Origin of the sequence: Candidatus Kaistella beijingensis, from assembly GCF_020084865.1 — a bacterium.
GTDB classification, from domain to species: Bacteria; Bacteroidota; Bacteroidia; order Flavobacteriales; family Weeksellaceae; genus Kaistella; species Kaistella beijingensis.
The window spans coordinates 580,763-605,307 of record NZ_CP071953.1 but is presented as its reverse complement, the minus strand read 5'-3'; the positions used below and the strand labels follow the sequence as shown (position 1 = coordinate 605,307).

At 36.2% G+C, this 24,545-nt stretch carries 23 protein-coding genes; 21 read left to right on the top strand and 2 right to left on the bottom strand.

Annotated elements, in window-relative coordinates:
- The first annotated feature begins 45 nt into the window (after positions 1-45).
- The 13 genes from J4771_RS02800 to J4771_RS02740 all read left to right on the top strand — a co-directional run bounded on the left by J4771_RS02800 (position 46) and on the right by J4771_RS02740 (position 12,886).
- Positions 46-1,170, top strand: coding sequence for a 2Fe-2S iron-sulfur cluster-binding protein (locus J4771_RS02800; protein ID WP_224136201.1), 1,125 nt, complete (start codon positions 46-48; stop codon positions 1,168-1,170).
- Between the two features lie 172 nt (positions 1,171-1,342).
- Positions 1,343-1,900, top strand: a complete 558-nt coding sequence (locus J4771_RS02795; RefSeq protein ID WP_224137739.1) for a SanA/YdcF family protein — start codon at positions 1,343-1,345, stop codon at positions 1,898-1,900.
- Positions 1,901-2,110: 210 nt separating this feature from the next.
- Positions 2,111-2,728, top strand: a complete 618-nt coding sequence (udk, locus tag J4771_RS02790) for a uridine kinase (protein ID WP_224136199.1) — start codon at positions 2,111-2,113, stop codon at positions 2,726-2,728.
- Between the two features lies 1 nt (position 2,729).
- Positions 2,730-3,083: an FtsB family cell division protein gene (locus J4771_RS02785; protein WP_224136197.1), complete on the top strand. Its 354-nt coding sequence runs from the start codon at positions 2,730-2,732 to the stop codon at positions 3,081-3,083.
- Between the two features lie 123 nt (positions 3,084-3,206).
- Positions 3,207-4,373, top strand: a complete 1,167-nt coding sequence (locus J4771_RS02780) for a methylmalonyl-CoA mutase family protein (protein ID WP_224136195.1) — start codon at positions 3,207-3,209, stop codon at positions 4,371-4,373.
- 100 nt (positions 4,374-4,473) lie between these two features.
- Positions 4,474-5,619, top strand: coding sequence for a class I SAM-dependent methyltransferase (locus tag J4771_RS02775; RefSeq protein WP_224136192.1), 1,146 nt, complete (start codon positions 4,474-4,476; stop codon positions 5,617-5,619).
- 74 nt (positions 5,620-5,693) lie between these two features.
- Positions 5,694-6,359: an OmpA family protein gene (locus tag J4771_RS02770; protein WP_224136190.1), complete on the top strand. Its 666-nt coding sequence runs from the start codon at positions 5,694-5,696 to the stop codon at positions 6,357-6,359.
- A 98-nt stretch (positions 6,360-6,457) separates the two neighbouring features.
- The gene (locus J4771_RS02765) at positions 6,458-7,840 is read left to right on the top strand and encodes a dipeptidase (protein ID WP_224136187.1); all 1,383 of its coding nucleotides are present in this window, start codon (positions 6,458-6,460) and stop codon (positions 7,838-7,840) included.
- 176 nt (positions 7,841-8,016) lie between these two features.
- Positions 8,017-8,928 carry a T9SS-dependent choice-of-anchor J family protein gene (locus J4771_RS02760; protein ID WP_224136185.1) on the top strand — a complete coding sequence of 304 codons (912 nt, stop codon included), beginning with the start codon at positions 8,017-8,019 and terminating at the stop codon, positions 8,926-8,928.
- 175 nt (positions 8,929-9,103) lie between these two features.
- Positions 9,104-10,096: a T9SS type A sorting domain-containing protein gene (locus J4771_RS02755; RefSeq protein WP_224136183.1), complete on the top strand. Its 993-nt coding sequence runs from the start codon at positions 9,104-9,106 to the stop codon at positions 10,094-10,096.
- 128 nt (positions 10,097-10,224) lie between these two features.
- A complete protein-coding gene (locus J4771_RS02750) occupies positions 10,225-10,929 on the top strand; it encodes an SDR family oxidoreductase (RefSeq protein ID WP_224136181.1) in 705 nt (234 codons plus the stop codon).
- Between the two features lie 225 nt (positions 10,930-11,154).
- Complete coding sequence (locus tag J4771_RS02745; protein ID WP_224136179.1) at positions 11,155-11,901, top strand: electron transfer flavoprotein subunit beta/FixA family protein; 747 nt, start codon at positions 11,155-11,157, stop codon at positions 11,899-11,901.
- A 37-nt stretch (positions 11,902-11,938) separates the two neighbouring features.
- Positions 11,939-12,886: an electron transfer flavoprotein subunit alpha/FixB family protein gene (locus J4771_RS02740; protein ID WP_224136177.1), complete on the top strand. Its 948-nt coding sequence runs from the start codon at positions 11,939-11,941 to the stop codon at positions 12,884-12,886.
- 166 nt (positions 12,887-13,052) lie between these two features.
- Here the strand turns inward: J4771_RS02740 and J4771_RS02735 are convergent, their stop codons facing one another.
- On the bottom strand, positions 13,053-13,739 hold the full coding sequence (locus tag J4771_RS02735) for an SIR2 family NAD-dependent protein deacylase (protein ID WP_224136175.1): 687 nt from the start codon (positions 13,737-13,739) through the stop codon (positions 13,053-13,055).
- Positions 13,740-13,879: 140 nt separating this feature from the next.
- On the opposite strand from J4771_RS02735, the gene gpmI reads away from it, so the two are divergent.
- The 6 genes from gpmI (at position 13,880) to J4771_RS02705 (ending at position 20,866) form a co-directional block, all read left to right on the top strand.
- Positions 13,880-15,409: a 2,3-bisphosphoglycerate-independent phosphoglycerate mutase gene (gene gpmI, locus J4771_RS02730; protein WP_224136173.1), complete on the top strand. Its 1,530-nt coding sequence runs from the start codon at positions 13,880-13,882 to the stop codon at positions 15,407-15,409.
- An 80-nt stretch (positions 15,410-15,489) separates the two neighbouring features.
- Entirely contained in the window at positions 15,490-17,412 is a 1,923-nt protein-coding gene (locus J4771_RS02725; RefSeq protein ID WP_224136171.1) for a tetratricopeptide repeat-containing sensor histidine kinase, read from the top strand.
- A gap of 39 nt (positions 17,413-17,451) precedes the next feature.
- On the top strand, positions 17,452-19,323 hold the full coding sequence (locus J4771_RS02720) for a tetratricopeptide repeat-containing sensor histidine kinase (protein WP_224136169.1): 1,872 nt from the start codon (positions 17,452-17,454) through the stop codon (positions 19,321-19,323).
- 22 nt (positions 19,324-19,345) lie between these two features.
- The gene (locus J4771_RS02715) at positions 19,346-19,987 is read left to right on the top strand and encodes a response regulator (RefSeq protein WP_224136166.1); all 642 of its coding nucleotides are present in this window, start codon (positions 19,346-19,348) and stop codon (positions 19,985-19,987) included.
- A 66-nt stretch (positions 19,988-20,053) separates the two neighbouring features.
- Entirely contained in the window at positions 20,054-20,518 is a 465-nt protein-coding gene (locus J4771_RS02710; RefSeq protein ID WP_224136164.1) for a DUF2147 domain-containing protein, read from the top strand.
- Positions 20,519-20,521: 3 nt separating this feature from the next.
- Complete coding sequence (locus tag J4771_RS02705; protein WP_224136162.1) at positions 20,522-20,866, top strand: phage holin family protein; 345 nt, start codon at positions 20,522-20,524, stop codon at positions 20,864-20,866.
- A gap of 53 nt (positions 20,867-20,919) precedes the next feature.
- Here the strand turns inward: J4771_RS02705 and J4771_RS02700 are convergent, their stop codons facing one another.
- Positions 20,920-21,762, bottom strand: coding sequence for a T9SS type A sorting domain-containing protein (locus J4771_RS02700; RefSeq protein ID WP_224136160.1), 843 nt, complete (start codon positions 21,760-21,762; stop codon positions 20,920-20,922).
- Positions 21,763-21,824: 62 nt separating this feature from the next.
- Here J4771_RS02700 and J4771_RS02695 point away from each other — a divergent pair, with 62 nt between their 5' ends.
- Together J4771_RS02695 and J4771_RS02690 are read left to right on the top strand one after the other, a co-directional pair.
- The gene (locus tag J4771_RS02695; protein ID WP_224136158.1) at positions 21,825-22,019 is read left to right on the top strand and encodes a hypothetical protein; all 195 of its coding nucleotides are present in this window, start codon (positions 21,825-21,827) and stop codon (positions 22,017-22,019) included.
- A 528-nt stretch (positions 22,020-22,547) separates the two neighbouring features.
- On the top strand, positions 22,548-24,545 hold the full coding sequence (locus J4771_RS02690) for a S9 family peptidase (protein WP_224136156.1): 1,998 nt from the start codon (positions 22,548-22,550) through the stop codon (positions 24,543-24,545).

Sequence of the window (24,545 nt, the reverse complement as noted above, 5' to 3'; positions counted from 1 at the left end):
GTGGCGATTTCATTTTATTTTTATTATTTTTGAATCTCAATTATTATGGAAAATCTTTTACCCAAAGCAAAACAGGGCAATTTTCACCTGCTAAAATTAGCGAAAAAGGAACAACTGACCAAAAACACTTTTTCAATGGAATTTGAAGTCCCCGAAAACTTGAAAAGCAATTTCCAATTTGAGGCGGGACAGTATGTAACTTTAAAATATCCTTCAAAAGGAGAAATTTACTACAACGATTTTTCCATGACTTCCGCTCCTTACGAAGAAAAGATTGCTTTGGGAATTAAAATTAATACCGAAGAAAGTTCCACAAAAGATTTGTACAACGACTTTCAAATCGGCGATTTTGTAGAAGTTTCCGAACCGAAAGGAAGATTTACCTTGGTTTCAAAACCTCACGAATTCCGCACCATCATTGGTTTTGCGGGTGGAATTGGTATTACGCCTTTGATCAGTCATTTCAAAAACATTCTGCACAACGAACCGCGAACGCGGCTTTTTCTTTTTTACGGAAACAAAACGAGAGACGGTGTTCCTTTTAAGAATGAATTAGATGAATTGATTTCACAACATAAAGACCGACTCGATATCCATTATTTTTATTCGAGAGAAAAAGTAGGGAATGCCTTTTTGGAAGGAAGACTGGATGAAAAAAAAGTCGTCTTAATTATTAATCAATTGATGATGATTGACGAAACCGACGAAGAATCTACACTTTGGGATTCGGTGGATGAAGTGTTGATTTTCGGAAAAGGTGAGATGATAAAATCGCTTGCAAACGCTTGCTACAACAACGGAATTCCGAGAAAGAACATTCATTTTGAACTTTTCGAGGAATACAACGAAGATATTTATCCTCAGGAAAAAGAATTTCCTTTAATAGAAGATATTGAAGTCGATTTTAAGCTTTTCGGAAATGAATACAAAACGACTTTGAAAAACAATAGAATACGACTTTTGCAGGAACTTCTAATTCAAGGATTTCCTGTTCCATATTCTTGTAAATCAGGAATTTGTGGGAGTTGTGAATGTGTTTTAGAAGAAGGCGAAGTCGAATTATTGGAAAACGAATACTTAACTGAAAACGAAGAAGCTTCGGGTAGAATTTTGGCGTGTATGTCGGTGGTTTTAAGTAAAAAAATAAAGGTTAATTTCGATTTGGTTTAATGTTGCTCTCGCAGATTTTGCAGACTGCGCAGATGTTTTAAATATTAACTTTACTCTTTTTAAATAGTAAAAAAATTATTCGTGAATTCGTGGCCATAAAAGTTTATTAGTGAAAAAAATACTCGATTTATTAAAATCATTTTTCACCTTGGTGGAAATAGCGATTTTGCTGATGATTTTGGCAAATGTTTGGGTATTTGCATTAACCAACGGAAGAACTTTTACCAAAATTTCTAAAATCCCGCCACGTGAAACCGCACTCGTTTTGGGAACCTCGCCGAAAATGAAATCGGGAATTTCTAATCCCTATTTTACTTCTAGAATGGATGCAACCGCACTGCTTTATCACCACGGAAAAATCAAGAAAATCATTGTGAGCGGCGAGAAAAGCAAAGGTTACGACGAACCTTTTGCCATGAAAAATTATTTGGTTTACCAAGAAGGTGTTCCCGAAAACATTATCACAGAGGATCCGAAAGGTTTTAAAACCCAAGCAAGCATCAATAACTGCAAAAATATTTACAAACAGAATAACGTGATTATTGTTTCACAGGGATTTCACAATTTGCGTGCGCTTTTTTACGCGAGAAATAATGACATGAATGCGCTCGGTTTCGATGCACAGGATGTTTTGAGCAATCAGAGTTATTACCGAAATCAGTCGCGGGAATTTTTTGCGAGAGTTCTTGCGGTGGTTTATTACGTTTTTGGAATCGAGAGAAAAGGGTAGTTTCCACCGCAAAAGTGACAAAAGTGATCGCCATCAATGGTTTTTTGGATTTAAGTTAGTAAAAGGAGAAGTTTGCCTTCTTTTGAATTTTCTTTATCACCAAAATTTCTTTTGATTCTTTTGCGGTGAAAAATTTTTAAACGTAATAAAATCATCCTTTATTTATTCCGAAAATTCATACAAAATCCTATATTTGTAAAAACAAATTTTATGCTCGTCATCGGAATTGCAGGCGGAACTGGTTCAGGAAAAACCACGGTGGTCAACAAAATTCTTCAGCAACTGAATGTGGAAGGAGTGAATGTTCTTTCACAGGATAATTATTATCATGATAATCAACACCTTACACTCTCAGAAAGAGAGCAGCTGAATTACGACCATCCAAAATCCATCGATTTTGACTTGTTGATTAAGCATGTGAAAATGTTGAAAAATAATGAGACGATTGAGCAGCCGCTTTACTCTTTTGTGACGCATTCCAGAACGGGAGATTTTGTTTCAGTGGACCCGAAAAATGTTTTGATTGTGGAAGGAATTTTGGTTCTAACCAACAAAGAACTCTTGAAGGAATATGACTTAAAAGTCTTTGTTCATGCCGATTCCGATGAAAGACTGATTCGTAGAATTCGTCGAGATACGCAAGAAAGGGGACGAGATTTGCAGGAAGTTCTGCACCGTTACCAAACCACTTTGAAACCGATGCATCAGGAATTCATCGAACCTTCTAAAAACGAGGCAGATTTGATTGTTCCGAATATGAAGCAAAACACCGTCGCTATTGATTTTCTTTCGACCGTCATTAATAATACCCTGAAAAAATCGCACTGAAATGAAGGAATTAATTAAGGAAATAAAACCCAAATCGGCCACTTTCAAGTTCATTCAGAAATATGTTTTGAACAAATATTTTGTGACGATTTTTTTGTTTTTGGTGTGGATGGTTTTCTTCGACAACACTTCGTTTTTAGTGGTGAATGAATTGAACGGCGAAATCAACAAATACGAAGAACAGCTCGCTTACTATAAATCTGAATACCAAAAAAACGACGAATTCTACAAAAAACTGATGAACAACAAATCAGAAAAAGAGAAGTTTGCCCGCGAAAATTACTTCATGAAAAAACCAAATGAAGAGATTTTTATTTTGGTGGTGGATTCTACAAATTTGAAAAGAGCCAAGTAAAAAGAACCAAGAGCCAAGTGGTTTTAGAAGTGAATTGTGAATTTTCTTATGGAAGTGAATGGTGAATTCATATCGCTGTCATTGGTGAATTCTTCAAACTTGAAACTTGAAACAAAAAAAGTTATGTTTAAAAACGTCTCGCTTTCCGATTGGGAAAATCTAGTTCAAAAGCAACTGAAAACCGATGATATTTATTCTATCCTTTCCAAAGAAAACTTGGAAGGAATCGAGGTGAAGCCTTATTACGATGCGGTTTCTAAACCTTTGAAAAATCTTCCGAAAGTGGAGGAATCAACCAATTTGGTTGCAAAATATCATGAAGATTTGGAGGAAAATGTTTTTGCGTTTTTATTGGATGAAAATGTGGAAGACCTTGATGAGAAAGTGATTTTCGTGCACAACAAAGATTTGGCGGAACACATTTCAATTGACGAAAACAACCGATATTTCTCATTAATCGACATTTTTTCTGATGATTCCAAAGGCGAAATCAATGAGCAACTCGGAAAAGAACTTTTAGCCAAAAACTTTGAGAGAAATATTTGCGTCGATGTTTCATTACACCAAAATTCGGGAGCTTCTATTGATCAACAATTGGGATTTGCTTTGGCGAAAGCGAAGGATTTAACCGAAGTTTTCGGTGCGGAAATTCTGAAAAAACTGATTTTCAGATTTGCTGTCGGTGGAAATTACTTCTTTGAAATTGCGAAAATAAGAGCTTTTAAATTATTGTTCAACCAACTTTCACAAGAATTTGGGTTGGATGAAATTCCATACATTTTTGCGGAAACATCTTTAAGAAATAAGTCAAAAAACGATGCTGAAAACAATTTGATTCGTTCGACTTTAGAACTTTCAGCTGCGATGATTGGTGGAGCAGATGCTGTTTTTACAAATGATTTCAAAATTCAAAATTCTGATGCGCTTTCCGAAGAAATTTCTTTCAAGCAACAAATTGTTTTGGCCTATGAAAGTATCATCAATGTTTTTGATGACGCAGGAAACGGAAGTTATTACATCGAAAATATCACCCAACAATTCGCCGAAAAATCTTGGAAATTGTTCCTCGAAATCGAAGAAGCAGGAGGTTACTGTGAATTATTAAAATCGGGAACAGTTCAAAACAAAATTTACCAACACGCCCTCGAAGAACAAAAATGGATTGAAGAAGGCAAACTGAAATTAATCGGTGTCAATCTTTATCCGAAATTGGAAAAAACAAAATCTGCAGAAGATTTGTACTCGGCAAAAGAAATCAAAAAAGTTCGTTTGGCAGAAATGTTTGAGTAATTATTCTCACAGATTCCACAGATTTTCACAGTTAAAATGTTTAATTACAATCCAAAATATTACTGAAAAAAATCCGTGCATATTTGTAAAATCTGTGCGCATGAAATACTTCAATCAAGAAATTCAAAATTTCATCAATACAAATCTTAAAACCGATTTGCATTCTTTGTTGTTAAAGAAATCACCGTTTCCCGAAGTTTCTATGCAGGAAATCGTTCAACAAATTAAAGGCAAAAAAGTTGCTGAAAAAAAGTTCCCGTTTCTGCTGAAAGAAAATATCGTTTTTCCACCCAATCTTAATTTAGAGCAAGCTTCATCGCAATGTACCGCAGAATTTAAAGCCCAAAATTTAAAAGGTAAAAAGTTTCTCGACTTAACTTGCGGATTTGGAATTGACGCTTATTTTTTGTCCAAAAATTATCAAGAGGTTACTTTAATAGAACATAATCCCGAACTCTTAGAAATCGTCAAACACAATTGGGAAATTCTCGGAAGAAAAGCCATTTTCATTAATGAAAATCTCGAAGAGTTTTTAAAGCAAAATCAAGAAAAGTTCGATTTGGTTTATCTCGATCCTGCAAGAAGAGACGAACATAAAAATAAGAAATTCCTGCTCGAAGATTTGTCGCCGAACCTTTTGGAAATTCAGGAAAAATTAAGAGAAATTTCAGACGAAATCATCATTAAACTTTCACCACTAATCGATATTTCCTACTTAATTTCTGCTTTGGAAAACATTTCAAAAATTGAAATCATCGCAGTAAAAAATGAAGTGAAAGAACTCTTGGTTTTTATCAATTCTAATACTAAAACTGAAAACATTGAAATCAAATCCATCAATCTTGAAAGTGATGATGCTGAATTTTCATACCACTTTAACGATGAAAAAAAGGCAGTTTCAGAATTTTCAGAACCGTTGAAATATCTTTGCATTCCAAACAATTCGGTGTTAAAATCGGGAGCTTTTAATTCGGTTTCAGAAAAATTCGGATTAAAAAAGCTTCATCCGAATACGCACTTTTATACCAAAGATTCAAAGCTTGAAAATTTTTCAGGGAGAGTTTTAAAAGTTGAAATCATTGATTCCAAACAGATTAGAAAAGGTGATAAATTCAACATTATTTCCAAAAATCATCCTTTAACTCCCGATGAAATCAAGAAAAAATATAAAATTTCGGATGGCGGAAATCAGTATTTGATTTTTACCCAAACCGAAAAAGGAAAAGTTATCATGAAATCTGTGTAAAATTTTTGCTGAAAATGCTAATATTTCTTACTTTTGGCAAAGTTTTGAAAATCAAATAAAATCTAGATTTAGATATGAAGAAAATTGTATTAGTAGTGGCATTGGCAAGTTTTGTGGTGAGCTGCAAAAAAATTCAGGCAGGTTCTAACAAGGGAGTGATCAAATTGGAAGAAGGTGTGGAAAGATACAGCGACATCGAAATTGGTTCCAACGAAGGCGGTCACGCAACTGCTGCAACACACGGAACTGAAGGCGCTGCTGCAAAATCTAACGTTGCCATCGACTTAAATGGTGTTGCTTTGCAAGGTTACAAAGGCGGTTTGGAAGATTCCATGATTTCTTTTCTGAAATCCGACGGTTACAAAAATGCTGCGGATGACGCTGCTTTGAAAGACAGATGGTACAATTTCGACAAAGTGAATTTCAAAATGGGTTCTGCAAATCAATTGGAGGCGGGTTCTGCGGAACAACTTCAGAATTTGGCTGCAATCTTAAAAGCTTATCCCGATGCGAAAATCAAAATCGGTGGTTACACCGATAAAACAGGAGATGAAGCTGCAAACGTGAAATTGTCTCAAGATAGAGCAAACTTCATTAAAGCTGAACTAGGAAAAGCGGGAGTTGGAGCACAAGTTTTGGGCGCGGAAGGTTACGGAAGTAAGTTTGCGACCGTTGCCAAAGAAGCTTCAGATGCTGAAAGAGCGGTTGACAGAAAAATGTCGGTTCGTTTCGCGAAATAGTCTTAAAGAAATCTTAAACCATATAAATGTCTTGCTTCGGTGAGGCATTTTTTTTACTTTTACAAGATTCCTTTTTCAAATAAATTAATAGAAATAAAATGCAGGAAACCCTAAATTACATTAACGAAAACAAACAGCGTTTCGTCGATGAACTTTTCGAATTACTAAAAATCGCTTCCATTTCTGCGGATCCCGCTTATAAAGATGAAGTGTTGAAGTGTGCGGATGAAGTGGCGAAACACTTAAAAAATGCAGGAGCAAACAACGTTGAAGTTTGCCAAACAAACGGATATCCTATTGTTTTTGGCGAGAAAATTTTAGATAAGAATTTACCTACGGTTTTGGTTTACGGACATTACGATGTTCAACCACCTGATCCGCTTGATTTGTGGAAGAAGCCACCTTTTGAACCTTATATTGAAAAAACTGAACTTCATCCAGAAGGTGCCATTTTTGCTAGAGGTTCTGCAGACGATAAAGGTCAGTTTTTTATGCACGTCAAAGCATTTGAAGCCATGATGAAAACCAACACTTTACCTTGCAACGTAAAATTTATTATTGAAGGCGAAGAAGAAGTGGGCTCAAAAAATTTGGAAGTTTTCGTGAAAGAAAATACAGATAAACTTTCATGCGATGCAATTTTAATTTCCGATACTCATATTTATTCCAACGAACAACCGACTGTTACAACAGGTTTGCGCGGATTGAGTTATGTGGAAGTGGAAGTTGAAGGTCCAAACAGAGATTTGCATTCCGGACTTTACGGAGGTGCGGTTCCAAATCCAATTCATGTTTTGAGCAGAATGATTGCGAAATTAATTGATGAAGACGGACATATCACAATTGACGGTTTTTACGATAACGTTGATGTGGTTTCTACTGAAGAAAGAGCAGAAATGAACAAATTGAAAGACGATCCTGAAGGCTTCAAAAAATCCATCGGTTTGAATGGGGTAGAAGGTGAAAAAGGTTACACCACTTTGGAAAGAACGTCGATTCGTCCAACTTTGGATTGCAACGGAATTTGGGGCGGTTACACGGGAGAAGGCGCAAAAACGGTGATTCCTTCAAAAGCGTACGCAAAAATTTCAATGAGATTGGTTCCTTATCAAACTCCCGCTGAAATCACCGAAAAGTTCACCAAATATTTTGAGAAAATCGCTCCTAAAAATGTGAAGGTGAAAGTTTCTCCACATCACGGTGGAATGCCTTATGTTTTACCGAGCGATACCAAAGAATTTTTGGCGGCTAAAAAAGCGATGGAAAAGGCTTTCGGAAGAGAGGTTTTACCTTACAGAAGTGGTGGAAGTATTCCGATTACAGCGATGTTTGAGCAAGTTTTGGGAGCGAAGTCGGTTTTGATGGGATTCGGTTTGGATTCTGATGCGATTCACTCGCCGAACGAACATTATGGATTGTTCAATTTTTACAAGGGAATTGAAAGTATCCCGTTGTTTTTTGAGAATTATTCTAAAGCTTGATTTGGAAAATTTTTAACTATAAAAAGCCCTAAATTGGGCTTTTTTTTTATTCATTTGAATGTTAAGCGGTTAGAAAGTTTTTTATGATTTTTTCTCAACAATCTTTAAAATTAACTAACTAAATTAAAATAATTTTTTATATTTACAACGTAACAATATTTAATCATTTTTTTATTATGAAAAAACTTTTACTTCTAGGAGCATTTGCAATTATTGGAAATTTAAATGCTCAATCAAATGTGTACAGTTATGGGTTTGATAGTCCTTTTAGTGCAGACTTTACATTAACTAATCAAAGTACCCCTTCGACAGCTACAATTTGGAGCAAAGCTGCTTACACAACTTCTTCCAGCCCAATTTTTGGCTCGACTACAGGTGTAATTCCTGTAGGTCAATCTGGTGGATCAAATTCTTTTGCCTTGGTAAATTACACCAGTACAAGTGGAACAGGAATTATTAGCAATTGGATGATAACGCCTGTTGTAAATGTAATGGATGGTGATGTTGTAAGTTTTTACACCAGAAAAGGAACAAATGGAACAACTGATTATCCGGATCGATTGGAGTTGCGCTACAGTTCAGCCGCTACACACGTTGTTCCTTCAGGTGGCGCCTCTGATGTAGGTTCTTTTACCAATTTAGGAGTTACCGTAAATCCAAATTTAGCAGGCGGATTTGTTTATCCTAATACATGGACAAAGTATACTTTCACTGTTAGTGGAGTTGGTTCAACTCCAGTTCCTGTGAGATTCGCTTTCAGATATTATGTAACTAACGGAGGACCAAGTGGAGCAAATTCGGACATTATTGGTGTTGATACTTTTTCTGTAGATAGACCAATTGCAGCCGTTTCAAATGCAAACGCAAACAAAAAGGTTTCAGTTTATCCTAATCCAACTTCAGACTATTTGAAGTTTACCTCACAAGAAAAGGTGAAATCGGTGTCTGTTTTTGACGCTTCTGGTAAAAATGTTACTGTTAATCTTTCTAACAATGAAGTGGATGTAAGAAATCTCGCAAAAGGTGTTTATATCATTAAAGCTGAAACCGCTTCAGGTGTAGTAACAGATAAATTTATCAAAGAATAAAAATTTTAAATTCTTTATTAGGAAATTAATCATAACCAGAACTAAATATTTAGTTCTGGTTTTTTCATGAGTAATTCCTAATTCTAATTTTCAAAAAAAAACTTATAAATTAATTGTCATTTTTATAAGGTTTAATTAGATTTGCGATCTTAAAAAAAAATATTTATTTAATCTTATGAAGAAAATTTTACTTTCTGCGGGAGTTTCCCTCATGACCCAAATCAACGCACAAGTACTTGAATCAAACAATTTTGATGCGTTAACTGTAGGCAATTTAGGAACCCAAGGCGGGTTTGCAACTTCGGGCGGTGTTGCAACAGACTATCAGATTGTATCCATTGATGGTGCACATGGTAATTCGTTACAAATTACGGGAGCTGCTGCTACAGGAACCAAGTACGCTTTCATCACAAGTGGTTTGGCAACTCCGTGGACAAACAGAACAGCTGGAAACAATGTTCTTAAAGTTCAAACTGAGTTTTACACAGGGGCGCAAGCAGGAACCGGTGTAGGAGCATTAAGATCGCTTTGTTATGATGCAGCATTTACTCCTATTGCTGGAATTGTGTACGATTACCCAACTAAAACAATTAAAGGTTATGCAAGATTAAGTCTTAACGGTGGTGCAGCTGCTAATTACGTTTTTACTTTAGGAACGCAAACTTACGAGGCAAATACTTGGATTCCGGTAAGCTACACTTATGATTTTGCTACTGGAACGATCTCTTGGACTTATCCGGGTGGAACCTATTATGTAAAGTCTGGAGTAAGTGGTACAAATACTTTCGCAATGCTGCCGAATGTAAATCCAGATGAACATGATTTCATTTCTGGTGTAGCAACAGGTAACACAATTGCACACGTTAGTGCGGTGGATAGTTATTCCGCAAGTGCAGTATCAACCGATGGATTAAATTTATCTGCCCAAAGCGCAACATTATCTAAAGCAGAAGTATCTATTTATCCAAATCCTACAGCCGATTTCTTAACAATTAAATCTTCTGATAAATTAAAATCGGTAAAAATATTTGATGCAACAGGTAAAAAAGCTGCAGATGCAAAAATGAACAATAATATTGTAGATGTAAGAAACCTTACAAAAGGCGTGTACGTTTTAGCAATAGAAACTGATAAAGATGTTCAAACATTGAAATTTATTAAGAAATAAAAAATCAGATTGAAAGTTCAAAACGTCCCTTTTTTAAGGGGCGTTTTTTTTTATAAAATGTCAGAAAATGTGAGGATGATTTCGGTTATTTGTGCCGTTTTACGTAACTTACCAACAAATTTTTTAGAATGGAAGAAAAAGTAGCATACATCACAGGCGGAACCAAAGGAATAGGTTTCGGTATCGCAGAAGTACTATTAAAGAATGGAATTCATGTAGCCATTTCGGGGAGAAAAAGAGAAGATGCTGAAGAAGCCGCCAAAGCTTTGTCAGACGATGACTCCAAGGTTTTGGGAATTTCTTCTGACGTCAAAAATATGGAGGAGGAAAAAAAAGCAGTTGCAGAAATCATCAAAAAATTCGGGAGGTTGGATTACGTTATTGCCAATGCGGGTTTAGGAATCTTCAAACCAGTTGATGAACTTTCTGCCGAAGATTGGAATGCAATGATTGATACCAATCTTACAGGACTTTTTTACACGCTGAAAGCTTCTGTTGAAGAACTGAAAAAAACAGAAGGCTATTTCATCACCATTTCAAGTTTGGCGGGAACAAATTTCTTTGAAAAAGGTTCAGGTTACAATGCCTCGAAATTCGGCGCAGTTGGTTTTACGCAAGCCGCAATGGTTGATTTAAGAAAATATGGAATTAAAGTTTCCACCATTATGCCTGGTTCGGTCTCCACTTATTTTAACGGAAATAAACCTTCTGAAAATGATGCCTGGAAAATTCAACCCGAAGATATTGGCGAATTGATCATGGATATTTTTAAGATGAATCCACGAACTTTACCGAGCAAAATAGAGGTGAGACCTTTAAAACCAAACAGTTAAATTATGTGTGAAATAGAAATTTTTCGAAATACTATGCATGCATAATATATTTTTTATTTATCTTAGCAAAAACCCAAAACGGAAATGCGGTACTATTAAAAAGTACCAATTTTAGGGTGTTTTGCTCTAAATTACTTTTTGATTTATTTTTCAAAAAAATGGTTTTCAGCGAGCTTGCTTTGGTTTTTTGTGAAAATTTGAATTTAATAATTATATCAAGAACATATGAAAATATTAGTTTGTATCAGTAGTGTTCCCGATACTACTTCGAAAATTAATTTCACGGCAGACAAATCTGCTTTCGACAAAAACGGAATTCAGTGGGTAATCAATCCTTTGGATGAGTTCGCTTTAACAAAAGCCATCAAACTGCAGGAATCGCAAGGAGCGACTGTAACAGTGGTAAATGTTGGAGATAATACAACCGAACCCGTAATCAGAAAAGCTTTGGCAATCGGAGCAAACGATGCAGTGAGAGTAAATTTCGAACCAAAAGACAGCTATTCCACTGCGAAAGAAATCGCAACAGTCGCTCAAAACGGAGGTTACGATTTGGTTCTTTGCGGTAAAGAATCCATCGATTATAATGGCGGTTCTGTTCCGGGAATGGTTGCTCAATTGTTGAACCAACCTTTTGTAAACGCTTGTGTTGGTTTAGAAGTGAATGGAGGTGAAGCAACCGCAGTTAGAGAAATCGAAGGCGGTAAAGAAACCATTTCCGTAAAACTTCCCGCTGTAATCGCTGGACAAAAAGGCATGGTGGATGAAAAAGATTTGATCATCCCGAACATGAGAGGAATTATGGGGGCAAGAACAAAACCTTTGCAGGTTCAGGAACCAACCTCAACAGAAGTAAAAGTGGAAGGTGTTTCTTACGATTCGGTTCCACCAAGAGCTGCCGTGAAAATGGTTTCTCCTGATAATTTAGATGAATTGGTGAGATTGCTTCATGAAGAGGCTAAAGTGATCTAATTCAAAATTTATAATTCAACATTCAAAATTTCTTAAAATGGCAATATTCGTATATGCAGAAAATATAAACGGAGTCTACAAAAAGGCAGCCTTTGAAGCGGTTTCTTATGCAAAAGCAATTGCAGACAAAACAGGCGACACCGTTACCGCAGTTTCAATCAACCCAAATGATTCGTCAGATTTATTGTATAAATATGGAGCATCCAACGTGATCAACATCAAAGATGATGGTTTGAAAAACTTCAGCGCAAAAGCTTATGCACAGGCTGTGAATGAAGTGGCAAATGGAAACATCATCGTTTTTCCACATACAACAGACGCTTCTTCAGTTGCACCAATGTTGGCAATCATGAAAAATGCATCTTTAATCACCAATGCTCTGGAAGCGCCAGAAAACACTTCACCATTCCAAGTGAAAAGAAAAGCGTTTTCCGGGAAAGGATTTATGCATGCAAAAGCTGATGCAGCAAACGTGATCGTTACGGTTTCTCAGAACGCTTTCGGGATCAAGGAAAATCCTGTTTCAGGTTCAGAAGAAGTGAAAGACTTGGCGGTATCAAATGAAGATACCAAAGTGCTTTCTCACGAGCAAAGTTCAGGAAAACTCGACTTGAAGGAAGCGGAAGTAGTGGTTTCTGCAGGTCGTGGAATGAAAGGTCCTGAAAACTGGGGAATGATAGAAGATTTGGCCAATACTTTGGGTGCAGCCACTGCTTGTTCAAAGCCGGTTTCGGATATTGGTTGGAGATCACACACTGAACACGTTGGACAAACCGGAAAAGCAATTTCACCGAATCTTTACATTGCGGTGGGGATTTCCGGAGCGATTCAGCATTTGGCGGGAGTGAATTCTTCTAAAACCATTGTGGTAATTAATAGCGACCCGGAAGCGCCGTTCTTCAAATCTGCGGATTATGGTGTTGTGGGTGACGCTTTCCAAATTATTCCAGAGCTGACTCAGAAAATTAAAGCTTTGAAAGGATAATCTTTTACAAATGATTTACTGAAAATAAAAAAAGGGTGTTTTCACTCTTTTTTTGTTTTTATACCCATCCTATCTTTGACCTAAGAAAATTTGGTACTACCCATTTTCGAAATCATTTTTTCTTCATTAATATTTTTTTTTAAGCAAAAGAAAGAGTAGCCATTGGTTACTCTTTTTTTGTTAAGATATCTTTTAGCTGTCGCATCCCCGCTGTTGCGGATGACTTAAAAAAGTTTTGTTCCTTTGCGAAATTATTTTCTAAATGTGGGTCAATCACAAATAAATCGCAGTTCTTTGGGATGTAATGTATTAAACTTGCAGCGGGATAAACCTGAAGCGAGGTACCAATAACCAAAAAAATATCTGCTTTTTCTGCAATTGCAATGGCCTTGTTCATTTCTGGAACCATTTCGCCGAACCAAACAATGTGCGGCCGAAGCTGAATTCCTTCAAAATTCAAGTCACCCAAATTCAAATCTCCTTCCCAAGGAATTGCCTTTTTGTCAGAGTTTACGGGCCTGGCTTTTTTTAGCTCTCCATGCAGATGAACGATTTTAGTGGAGCCGGCTCTTTCATGCAAATCGTCTACATTTTGGGTTATAATTTCCACATCAAAAAATTCTTCAAGTTCTGCTAAAATTTTGTGAGCGTCATTAGGAAAAACTTCTTTCAGCTGTCTTCTTCTTGCATTATAAAAATCCAAAACCATCTGGGGATTTCTTTCATAACCTTCTGGGCTTGCTACATCTTCGATTCGGTGATTTTCCCACAAACCATTGGAATCACGAAATGTTTTCACTCCGCTTTCTGCAGAAATTCCTGCACCAGATAATACCACCAATTTCTTTTTCATTGAAAATACTTTCTCTAAAAATACAAAAAATCATCAAGAACTGAAAATTGGTTTTTGAAATTGTGTCTTTCAAAAATTGAATTTAATAGGTTTTAATCAACCTCAAATCACTAAATTTGTATTTCAAAAAAAATATAGAAATGTCAAAAAAAGCCATTTTAGCCATACTCGACGGATGGGGTTTAGGAACAGACCCGAAAGTTTCAGCCATTGCACAAGCAGATACCCCTTTTATTGATTCGTGCTATGAAAAATTTCCGCACACCACGCTTGAAGCAAGCGGAATTGCGGTAGGTTTACCTTTTGGACAGATGGGCAATTCAGAGGTTGGGCACATGAACCTAGGTGCAGGAAGAGTGGTTTACCAAAATTTGGTAAAATTGAATATGGCGGTTGAAAATGCGACTTTAGGTAAAGAAAATAAAATTACGCAGGCTTTTGAATATGCACAGCTCAACAACAAGAAAGTACATTTTATTGGTTTGGTTTCAGACGGTGGAGTGCATTCTCATATCAATCATTTGAAGGGGCTTTTAACGGCTGCACACGAATATGGATTGAGCGAAAATGTTTTTGTTCATGCATTTACAGATGGGCGTGATTGTGATCCGCATTCTGGAAAAGGTTTCATAGAGGAACTTTTGGCTCACATGAAAATTACCACAGGAAAATTAGCCTCCGTTATTGGAAGATATTATGCGATGGATCGCGACAAAAGATGGGAAAGAGTAAAACTTGCCTATGATTTGCTGGTAAAAGGTATTGGTGAGCCCACTCATGATATTTTGGCAACAATTCAAAATTCCTACAATGATGGTGTTACAGATGAATTTTTAAAACCTATCGTTTGCTTAAAAGACAACAGCTTGCCTGTAACCAAAATTGAAAATGAAGATGTGGTTTTCTGCTTTAATTTTAGAACGGACCGAGGTAGAGAAATCACTGAAGTTCTTTCCCAAAGCGACTTTCCAGAATATGGTATGAATCATTTGAATCTTTACTATGTAACGATGACGAACTACGACAAGGATTTTAAAAATGTTAAAGTTGTTTTTGATGAGGAAGTTCTACAGGGAACCATGGGCGAAATTTTGGAAAGAAACGGCAAAACCCAAATCCGTGTGGCGGAAACTGAAAAATATCCTCACGTAACCTTTTTCTTTTCCGGTGGAAGAGAGGCAGAGTTTTTAGGCGAGAAAAGATTGCTTTGTCCAAGTCCTAAAGATGTTCCTACCTACGATTTCAAACCTGAAATGTCCGCCTACGATATTACCGAAAAAATCCTCCCGGAAATTGAAAATGAAAGCGCTGATTTTATCTGTCTTAATTTTGCTAATACTGATATGGTGGGACACACCGGAGTTTTTTCAGCGGCAGTAAAAGCTGCAGAAACCGTAGACAAATGTATTGAAAAGGTAGCGACCGCAGCTTATCATCATGATTACGCCGTTTTCATTCTTGCCGACCACGGAAATTCTGATGTGATGATTAATCCCGATGGTAGTCCAAATACGCAACATTCCACCAATTTAGTCCCGTTAATTGTAATGGATAAAGACCATACCTGGAATTTGAAACCGGGAAAATTAGGAGATGTTGCACCGACCATTCTCAAAGTGATGGGTATTGAAATTCCCGAATTAATGACTGGTGATATTTTGGTGAGTTAAAAATTAAATTTGAAAGCTTTTTTTTATTATTTTTAATCAGTGCTTTTTAAGTACTGATTTTTTTTATTAAAATAATATCTATGCGAAAAATATACTTTCTCTTTATTGGATTTTTGCCTTTTTTCGGTTTTTCGCAACCTTCAACGGCTAAAATCGATAGTTTACAAAGGTTAGTAAAAAAAGGTCATAACGAGAGAAATTTCCAGAGGATCCTTAATCTTGCTGAATTATACAGCGACAGTGATTTAAAAACTGCTCAAAAGTTTGCCAAGGAAGCAATTAATATCGCTGAAAAAGAAAAAAATACGGAGCACTTAGCTTTAGCGCTCAACACTTTGGGAAATATCTTACAATATAAGTCGGAGTTGGATTCATCGCTCATCTTTACTAAAAAATCTTTAGAATTAAGAATTAAGAATAATGATTCGCTAGGAATCGCAGATTCTTACAATAATATTGGAATTGTTTATGACCAAAAGGCAGATTACTCCGAAGCGTTAAAAAACTACTTCAAGGCACTTGAGATTTATGATAAGAAAAAGGATGAAAAAAAGCAGGCAATGACAGCTTCCAACATTGGCGTTGTATATAAAGCTCAAAAGGATTATCGGAAGAGTTTGAAATACTATTTCATGGCGTATGAAATTTACGGAAAACAAAAGAACGATTTCGGACTTGCAGTAACCAGTGGAAACATTGGCTCCACTTTAATTCCCTTTAAAAAATATGAGGATGCTTTAAAATACTCTAAAATTTCCGAGGAGGGATATAAAAAATTGGGATACGACCGTTTTCGTGGTTATCCCGTAGCCAATATGGCTGTTGTTTTTGACAGTTTGAAGAATTATAAATTGGCGAGTAAGAAATATTTGGAGGCCATAAAACTACATGAACAATTTGAAAACGGAACTGAAGTCGCCGATAACTCAAAGAATTATTCCGAATTTCTACTTCGGACTAAAGATTACGACAAAAGTGTTGAATTTGCACACAAAGCAATACGGTTTGCAGAGAAGGCCGATGCCAATTTGATTGAAAACCAGGCACAACATATTCTCGCAAAAAATTACGCAGCCTTAGGAAAATACGATTTGGCTTATGAATATCAGCAAAAACATATTGAAGGCCGCGAAAAAATATTTCAAACCGAAAAGACCAAGAGCATCATCGAACTGGAAACTAAGTACCAAACTGCCAAGAAAGACAATGAAATTATCCTACAGAAATCCAAACTGTTTAAGCGGAACGTCACTGTGTTTTCACTTTCCGGTTTGTTGGTTTTACTGGCAATTGCATCACTCGCACTGTTTCGTAGCCGTCAGAAAAACGAAAAAATCAAGCTGCAGAGAGAAATTTTACATCAACAGGATTTAGCAACCAAGGCGGTGATGAATGCGGAAGATAATGAAAGAAAGAGGATGGCAACGCATCTTCACGACGGAATTGGGCAATTGCTTTCTGCTGCAAATATGAATGTGGAAGTGTTGGATGAAGTTAGAGAAAACAATGAATCTTACTCTAAAATTCTTGGCAAAACAAAAGAAATTTTGGATGAAGCTATTGCAGATGTGCGGTCACTCTCTCATCAAATTATGCCAAATATGCTCATCAAAAACTCTTTGTCTAACGCACTTCGTGAACTAATAGAAAAATCGAACTCACCCAAACTTAATATTAATTTGAAAATGGAAGGATTGGATGATGCCATTGATCAAAATATTCAGGTGGTGCTATACAGAACCATACAGGAATGTATCAACAATACCATTAAACATGCGGAAGCAAGTCATATCAACATCGAAATTATTCAGGACATGCAAAAAATTTCAACCGAAATTTCTGATAATGGAAAAGGCTTTGATCCTTTAAGAGTACATTCAAAAAGTGACGGTTTGGGATTGGAAAATATCCGATCAAGGATTGATTTTTTGAAAGGAAATCTGACTATCAAAAGTAGTCGGAATGAAGGCTCCTCAGTTTATGTTGAAATTCCTCTTATTTAATAGTAAAAAAAATCTAATCACTAATAAAAATAAGAACCATTGAAAAAATTAAACAAGCTCTTATCCATTTTACTCGTTTTCACTTTTGTCTCTGTCTTTTCACAGGATAACAAAAAGATTTACACCGATCTGGTGGAAATCAAAGATTTGATTTACGATGACGTGGAGGCTGCTGAAAAAAAACTTGTTCAGATGAAAAGTTTAGTAGATCGGTCTAAATCAGATACGATTTCAGGTCTTTATTACCGTACTTTATATAATTTGTACACCAATCAGTTGAATAATGATAAGGCTTTAGAGGCAATCAATACGTCCATCGAATTTTATAAAAAGGCAAAATATGCTAAAGGAACAGCCTTAAGCATCATGAATAAAGGAAACATTTACCTAAAAAAAGCTGAACATAAAAAAGCTGCTGAAAATTATTTTGAAGCTTTGAAAATTGCTGAAAAAAATAATCTCAGGAAGGAGATAGGACTGCTTAACAAAAATATCGGTACACTGTTTTTTAATCAAAACAAAAACGAAGAAGCCCTGTTGTATGCCAAAAAAGCGCTGAAAATTTTTACAGAAATCGATAATAAAAAAGAAATTGCGGGAATCCTCATCAATATTGCAAATGTTTATTATGCAAAATACGACAGCAAAAACAGTATTGAATATAGCAAACGTGCCCTTAAACTCAGTGAAGAGCTGAAAGATTCTGTGAACATGGCGAAGCTGTACAATAATTTAGGAGCCGTTCTATACGAAGAAAAAATCGACACTGTAAAAGCATTGCAATATTTGCTGAAATCGTTGGAATTGAAGAAAGCTCTGGGAATTGAGGACGAGCTTATCTTTGCCAACACGAATGTTGCTACGATGTACGCCAATCGAGGGGAATATGATGAAGCCAAAAAATATTTGGATATCGCTTTTGAAATGGCTAAAAAATTTGGTCATCGTGAAGAGCTGAAAGAAATTTATTCGGTTTACTCTATTATTTACTACGGTAAAAAAGATTTTAAAAAAGCAGTCGATAATGAGCGATTGTATGGCAAATACAAAGACAGCATACTGAATGAAGAGAATTCAAAAATTGTAGAGGAGATTAACACCAAATACAAAACTGCTGAAAAAGACAACGAAATCATCACCCAAAAATCAAAAATTTTTAAAAGAAATGTTGCAGTCTTCTCACTTTTAGGCTTGTTGCTTCTGGGATTGGTCTATTATAAAAATTATCAAAACCGACAAAAGATAAAACTGCAGAAAGAGATTTTGCACCAACAAGATTTGGCAACAAAAGCGGTGATGAATGCTGAAGATAATGAGAGAAAAAGAATGGCAACGCACCTTCACGACGGGATTGGTCAATTACTTTCAGCAGTAAATATGAATGTAAGTGTTTTAGATGAAATGCGCGATAATGATGAAGGATACTCGAAAATTTTAGGGAAAACGAAAGATATTCTTAACGAAGCGATTACAGATGTACGATCGCTATCGCATCAAATTATGCCCAATATGCTCATTAAGAACTCTTTATCAAATGCATTGCGTGAACTGATTGAAAAATCTAATTCTCCAAAATTGAATATTACACTTTATATGGAAGGTTTGAATGATGCCATTGACCAAAATATACAGATTGTTTTGTACCGAACCATTCAGGAATGTATTAACAATACCATCAAACATGCTGAAGCCAGTCACATTAACATTTCAATCATCCAGGACAGAGAAAAAATTACCACCCATATATCGGATAATGGAAAAGGGTTTGATATTTTCAAGATGAACTCTAAAAATGAAGGATTAGGTTTGGAAAATATTCGGTCGAGAATTGACATTTTAAAGGGAAATTTTGACGTGAAGAGTAAAGAAGGTGAAGGAACAAGTATTAAGGTAGAAATTCCGCTGACCTAAATTAAAAAAAATTTTTGCATCCATGAAAACGGTGATTATTGACGACCATAACATCATTATCGAAGGTATAGAAATGCTCCTCGGTTTTGAAAAAGACATCAAAATCTTGAAATCCTACAACGATGGCTATGATTTTCTTGATGATTTACGTACCAATAAAATTGTTCCGGACGTGGTTTTGATGGATTTGATGATGCCCACAATAAGCGGTTTGGAGTGTTCCAAAATCCTGAAAAAAGAATTTCCAGAAATAAAGATCATCATTCTATCGATGAACTGCGATGAAAAGGTGGTCTATGACCTTATTGAAAAAATTGGCGTCGAAGGTTATCTATCCAAAAAAATAAGCCGGAAGGAACTTGTTGCCGCTTTGAATGATGTGAAATTAGGCTATATTCATCTTTCAGACGAAGCTTCCAGAGCACTTTCAGAATTCAAGAAAAGAATCTTTGAGTATCCGGAAATCAAACTTTCTGCACGTGAAAAAGAAATTGTGGCTTTAATGATGAAAGGTAATACCAATCGCGAAATTGCGGAAAAATTATTCATCAGCGAATCTACGGTAGAAACTCACCGCAAGAATGTTTACAGAAAAACAGATGCGCATTCTTTACCCAAACTGATCCAAATCGTACAGGAACTTAATCTGCTGGAATCCCTTTAACAAAGTTAAACAAGAAAACATTTCCGGACATTATTTGTCTGGCAAAGTTGTTGATGGGTTTCAAAAATGTTCACAAAATTTTTCAGTATCTTATTTCTTGGTTTTTCCCTAATTTTTTTCGCGCAAACGGGAGACGATCTCGTTATTGGTCATTGGCTAGCCACAGATAACAGTGTTGCCGTAACCGTCTTTAAGGACAACGGTGAATATCGCGCAAAAGTATTATGGTTTGATGATCGTTTGGGAAGCGGCGTTCCGATGGAAAAACGCAGAGATACCGATAATCCGGATCCGAAACTTCGAACAAGAAAAATTATCGGAATGGAGATTCTGGAAGGCCTGAAATATGATCCGCGAACCAACAGCTGGGAAAATGGCAGAATTTATGACGCTACTTCCGGACGACACTGGGATTCTTCCGCTACCATAAAAAACGATATCATGAAAGTTCGCGGTTTTTGGAAATTTAAATGGATCGGCAAATCCATGTCCTTCAGAAAAATAAATAATCTTAACTTTACAAAAAATTAAATCATGAACATGTTAATTCGACTATTGGTCACAGCACTTGTAGCTTATCTTTTGCCCTATGTCTTAAAAGGAATACACTTCGATGGGTTTTCTACCGCGCTTATCTTTGCGATTGTTTTAGGAGTCCTGAATCTTATCGTAACACCAATTCTAAAAATTTTAGGACTTCCGCTTACCATTCTTACTTTAGGATTGTTTTCATTGGTAATCAACGCCGCAGTGGTTCTACTGGCTGATCACTTTATTGATGGAATGACGATCGACGGATTTTGGTGGGCATTTATTTTCAGTATTGCACTCTCTATCCTTACGTCCTTATTAAGCGGAATTTTTACTTCAGGAGACTAAACAAAAAATAGATATGTAAAGCGGTTCAATTCATGGTCCGCTTTTTTTTGCTATTAACTCTTAATAAATCTAATATAGTTCGATGATTTTTCGGGAGTATTTAGCTTTAAGAAATAAACTCCTTTGGTTAATTTAGAAACATCGACTTCATTTTTCCTGAGATTTTTTCTTTCGTACAACTTTCCAGAAACATCCAAAATTTCGTAGGAAATGAATTTTAAATCGGTTTCAAATCTCAGGATTTCCATTACTGGATTCGGGAAAATCTTTACCGAAACAATTTTGTCAGCAACTTCGTTACTTGCCAATAAACACGCAGGAGGATTTGTGATTGGCCCCAAAACAAAGTCGTAGAAAACGGTTGCATTCAAGAACAGCTCATCCGTTTTAACTCCAACAGGAGGATTTGGCGAACAATTGTTAAAAGTAGCTGTTCCCTCCACAAAAAAGCTTTGAGTTTTGTACCAACCCTCACAAGCTGCCTGCATTTGTGCTCCCGGCCAAAAAAAATCGATCAAAGTTTGCGGTTCATATTGTATTTGATAAGCGCAAACCATATTAAACTGTGCGTTTGGTTTAAAGAAAATGGGAAAAGACGGAAAGCTGCCAATATAGTAGGTCTTTTTGAATGTTTCCGAAAAACTATTCGTTCCATACCGAAGTTTTGCCTTTAAATGAGTGGTTTCGTTGATGACAATGCTGACAGAATTTTGTGCGTTTGGTGAGGTTGCGCTGGGTTCACTGCCATCTGTCGTGTAGTATATAGCGCCATTTCCAGAAATAGTAACAGTGTAAGGTCCTTCAATTACAAAATTTACCAACGGAGTATAATTGATTGATTGTGCACTGAAAAAACCAGAAATTAAAATTAGACATAAGTAAAATTGCGGTTTCATAATAATTGTATTTTGGTTGTTTAAAGTTAGCATTTTTTTGAATAAAGAATTTGTATTTTTGAGTGATAATTTCACAACATGACCAAATTAGCCTGTACGTTTCATTCCTCGTTTTCTCCATAAATCTATTCTCACAGGAACTTTATGCGCCTAGAAATATCAAAAAAGCCTACGAAAAACAAACCCGCACCATCAACGGAAAACCTGGAAAGAATTATTGGCAAAACGATGGAAATTATACCATTGTTTTAAGGTAAATCCAGCCACAAAAATTGTTTCAAACCATCGATTACTCTAACAATCCTCCAGATACTTTGAAAACGGCGGTCATAAGGTTCGTAACGAACTTGCATAAATCGATTTCGCCTTGTTCCGGAAAGGTTTCTAAAGATTTTTTGAGTGAAGGATTGAAGATAAAGTCACTTTTCATAAACGGTCAAAATTATTCGCAAAGAAAAGCAAATTGAAAGATATCTTTCCTTCTCCATATTTTGCTGAATTATCCGATGAAAACGTTGCCGAAGGTCTTTCCCAATGGATGTCAACTATGGTATCGAAGAGCTGGAACTTTATAACCAAAAATTGAAATTAAAGACCTTTAGCAATATAGAAAACTTAGATTTAATTGATGAACTTGAGAAAATATTGAAAACAAATTAATTGTTTCAGCTCATTTATTTTTTTACTCATTTAATCTTGCAATATGCATCAATTGCAACCGTTGCAACAATTCTCTATATTTGTAACCCCGCAACCTGCACCAACTGCATTTTGCCTCAAAATTTATGAAACTAAAACACACTCTTCTCGCAATTGCGACGCCCTTCCTTATGAACGCACAAAACGTCATGACGCCCGAAACTTTATGGACGCTCAATAAAATTGGAGTTACCGCGGTTTCTCCCGATCAGTCATCTTTGATTTATTCTGTTGGAAAAGTTGATTTAAAATCTGAAAAAACGAATAAGAAGAATTATTTTTTCAACATTAATAATGCTTCTTCAACCAATTTTGATTTAGGGAAAAAGGCAATCGTTCAATGGGACAAAAACGGAATTTATGCAACAGAAGGTGATAAAATCTACCTTTCTAAAGACGCGGGAAAAACTTGGACAGAATTTTATACAATTGGTGAAGTTGACAATATAGTAATTTCTCCCGATGGAAAGAAAATCGCATTCAGCAAGGAAGTTTTAGTGGAAAAGAACTTAGGCAAAGACAAATACTCCGACGTTCCGAAAACGACTGCACACATTTATACGGATTTGAATCACCGTCATTGGGATTACTTTAATGAAGGAAAATACAATCATCTTTTTGTGGTAAATACTTCCGAATCGGTTGATAAAGCTAAAGATTTGTTGGATGGAAAAACTTTTGATTCACCACAAAGACCTTTTGGTGGTACTGAAGATTTTGTTTGGAGTCCAGATTCATCACAACTTTTATACGTGACAAAAGCTTTAAGTGGGGCAGAATACGCAAAATCCACCAACACCGATATTTTTGCCTACGATTTGGCAACGGGAAAAGTTAAAAATTTGACAGAATCCAACAAAGGGTACGACACGAATCCTAAATTTTCACCTGATGGAAAGACCTTAACATGGATGTCGATGGAAAGAGATGGTTTTGAAGCCGACAAAAACGACATCAAGACCATGGATTGGAAGTCGGGTAAAACAACCAATCTTACAAGAGGTTGGGACGAAAGTATAGTCGGAGACGTTTTCTTTTCACAAGATTCAAAAACGATGTATTTCACGACCGCTTTTCGAGGAACTAAACAGTTGTTTACTTTAGAACCGAAGAATTCAAAAATAACTCAAATTACTAAAGGCGATTTCGATGTGAATGAAATTTATGCACAGGGAAAAAATTCACTTTTAGTTTCAAGAAACGACATGAACCACAATCCGGATTTGTTTTCAGTGGATTTGAAAACTGGTTCGATGAAGCAGGTTACGGAAGTCAATAAAGATAATTACGCAAAACTCACTCCATCAAAAACGGAGCTGAAAATGGTGAAAACTACGGACGGAAAAGAAATGGGAGTTTGGTTTGTTTATCCGCCAAATTTTGACCCGAACAAAAAATATCCTACGCTTTTGTATTGTCAAGGCGGGCCGCAATCGGCTTTAACACAATTTTTTTCAACAAGATGGAATTTAGGGTTAATGGCTGCAAACGGTTACATCGTAGTTGCTCCAAACCGCAGAGGAATGCCTGGTTGGGGAACAAAATGGAACGAGGATATTTCCAAAGATTGGGGAGGACAGGTGATGAAAGATTACCTTTCTGCAACCGATTTCGCAAAAACTTTACCTTATGTTGATGGTGACAGATTTGGAGCAGTTGGTGCGAGTTACGGTGGTTACAGCGTTTTCATGTTGGCTGGAATCCACGAAAATCGTTTTAAAACATTCATTGCACACGACGGACTTTTCGACATGAAGTCTTGGTATTTGACGACAGAAGAACTTTGGTTTGCCAACTGGGATTTAGGAGGTTCGCCTTATGACAACCCAGTTCCGAAATCTTACACGGAATTCAATCCTTCAAATTATGTTAACAAATGGAACAAGCCAATTATGATTATCCAGGGTGGAATTGATTATCGAGTTCCTTACGAACAGGGACAGGAAGCATTTCAGGCGGCAAGACTTCACGGTTTGAAATCGAAATTCCTTTATTTCCCGAACGAAAATCACTGGGTTCTTCACGCTCATAACGGATTAGTTTGGCAAAGAGAATTTTTTGAGTGGTTAAAGGAAACGTTATAA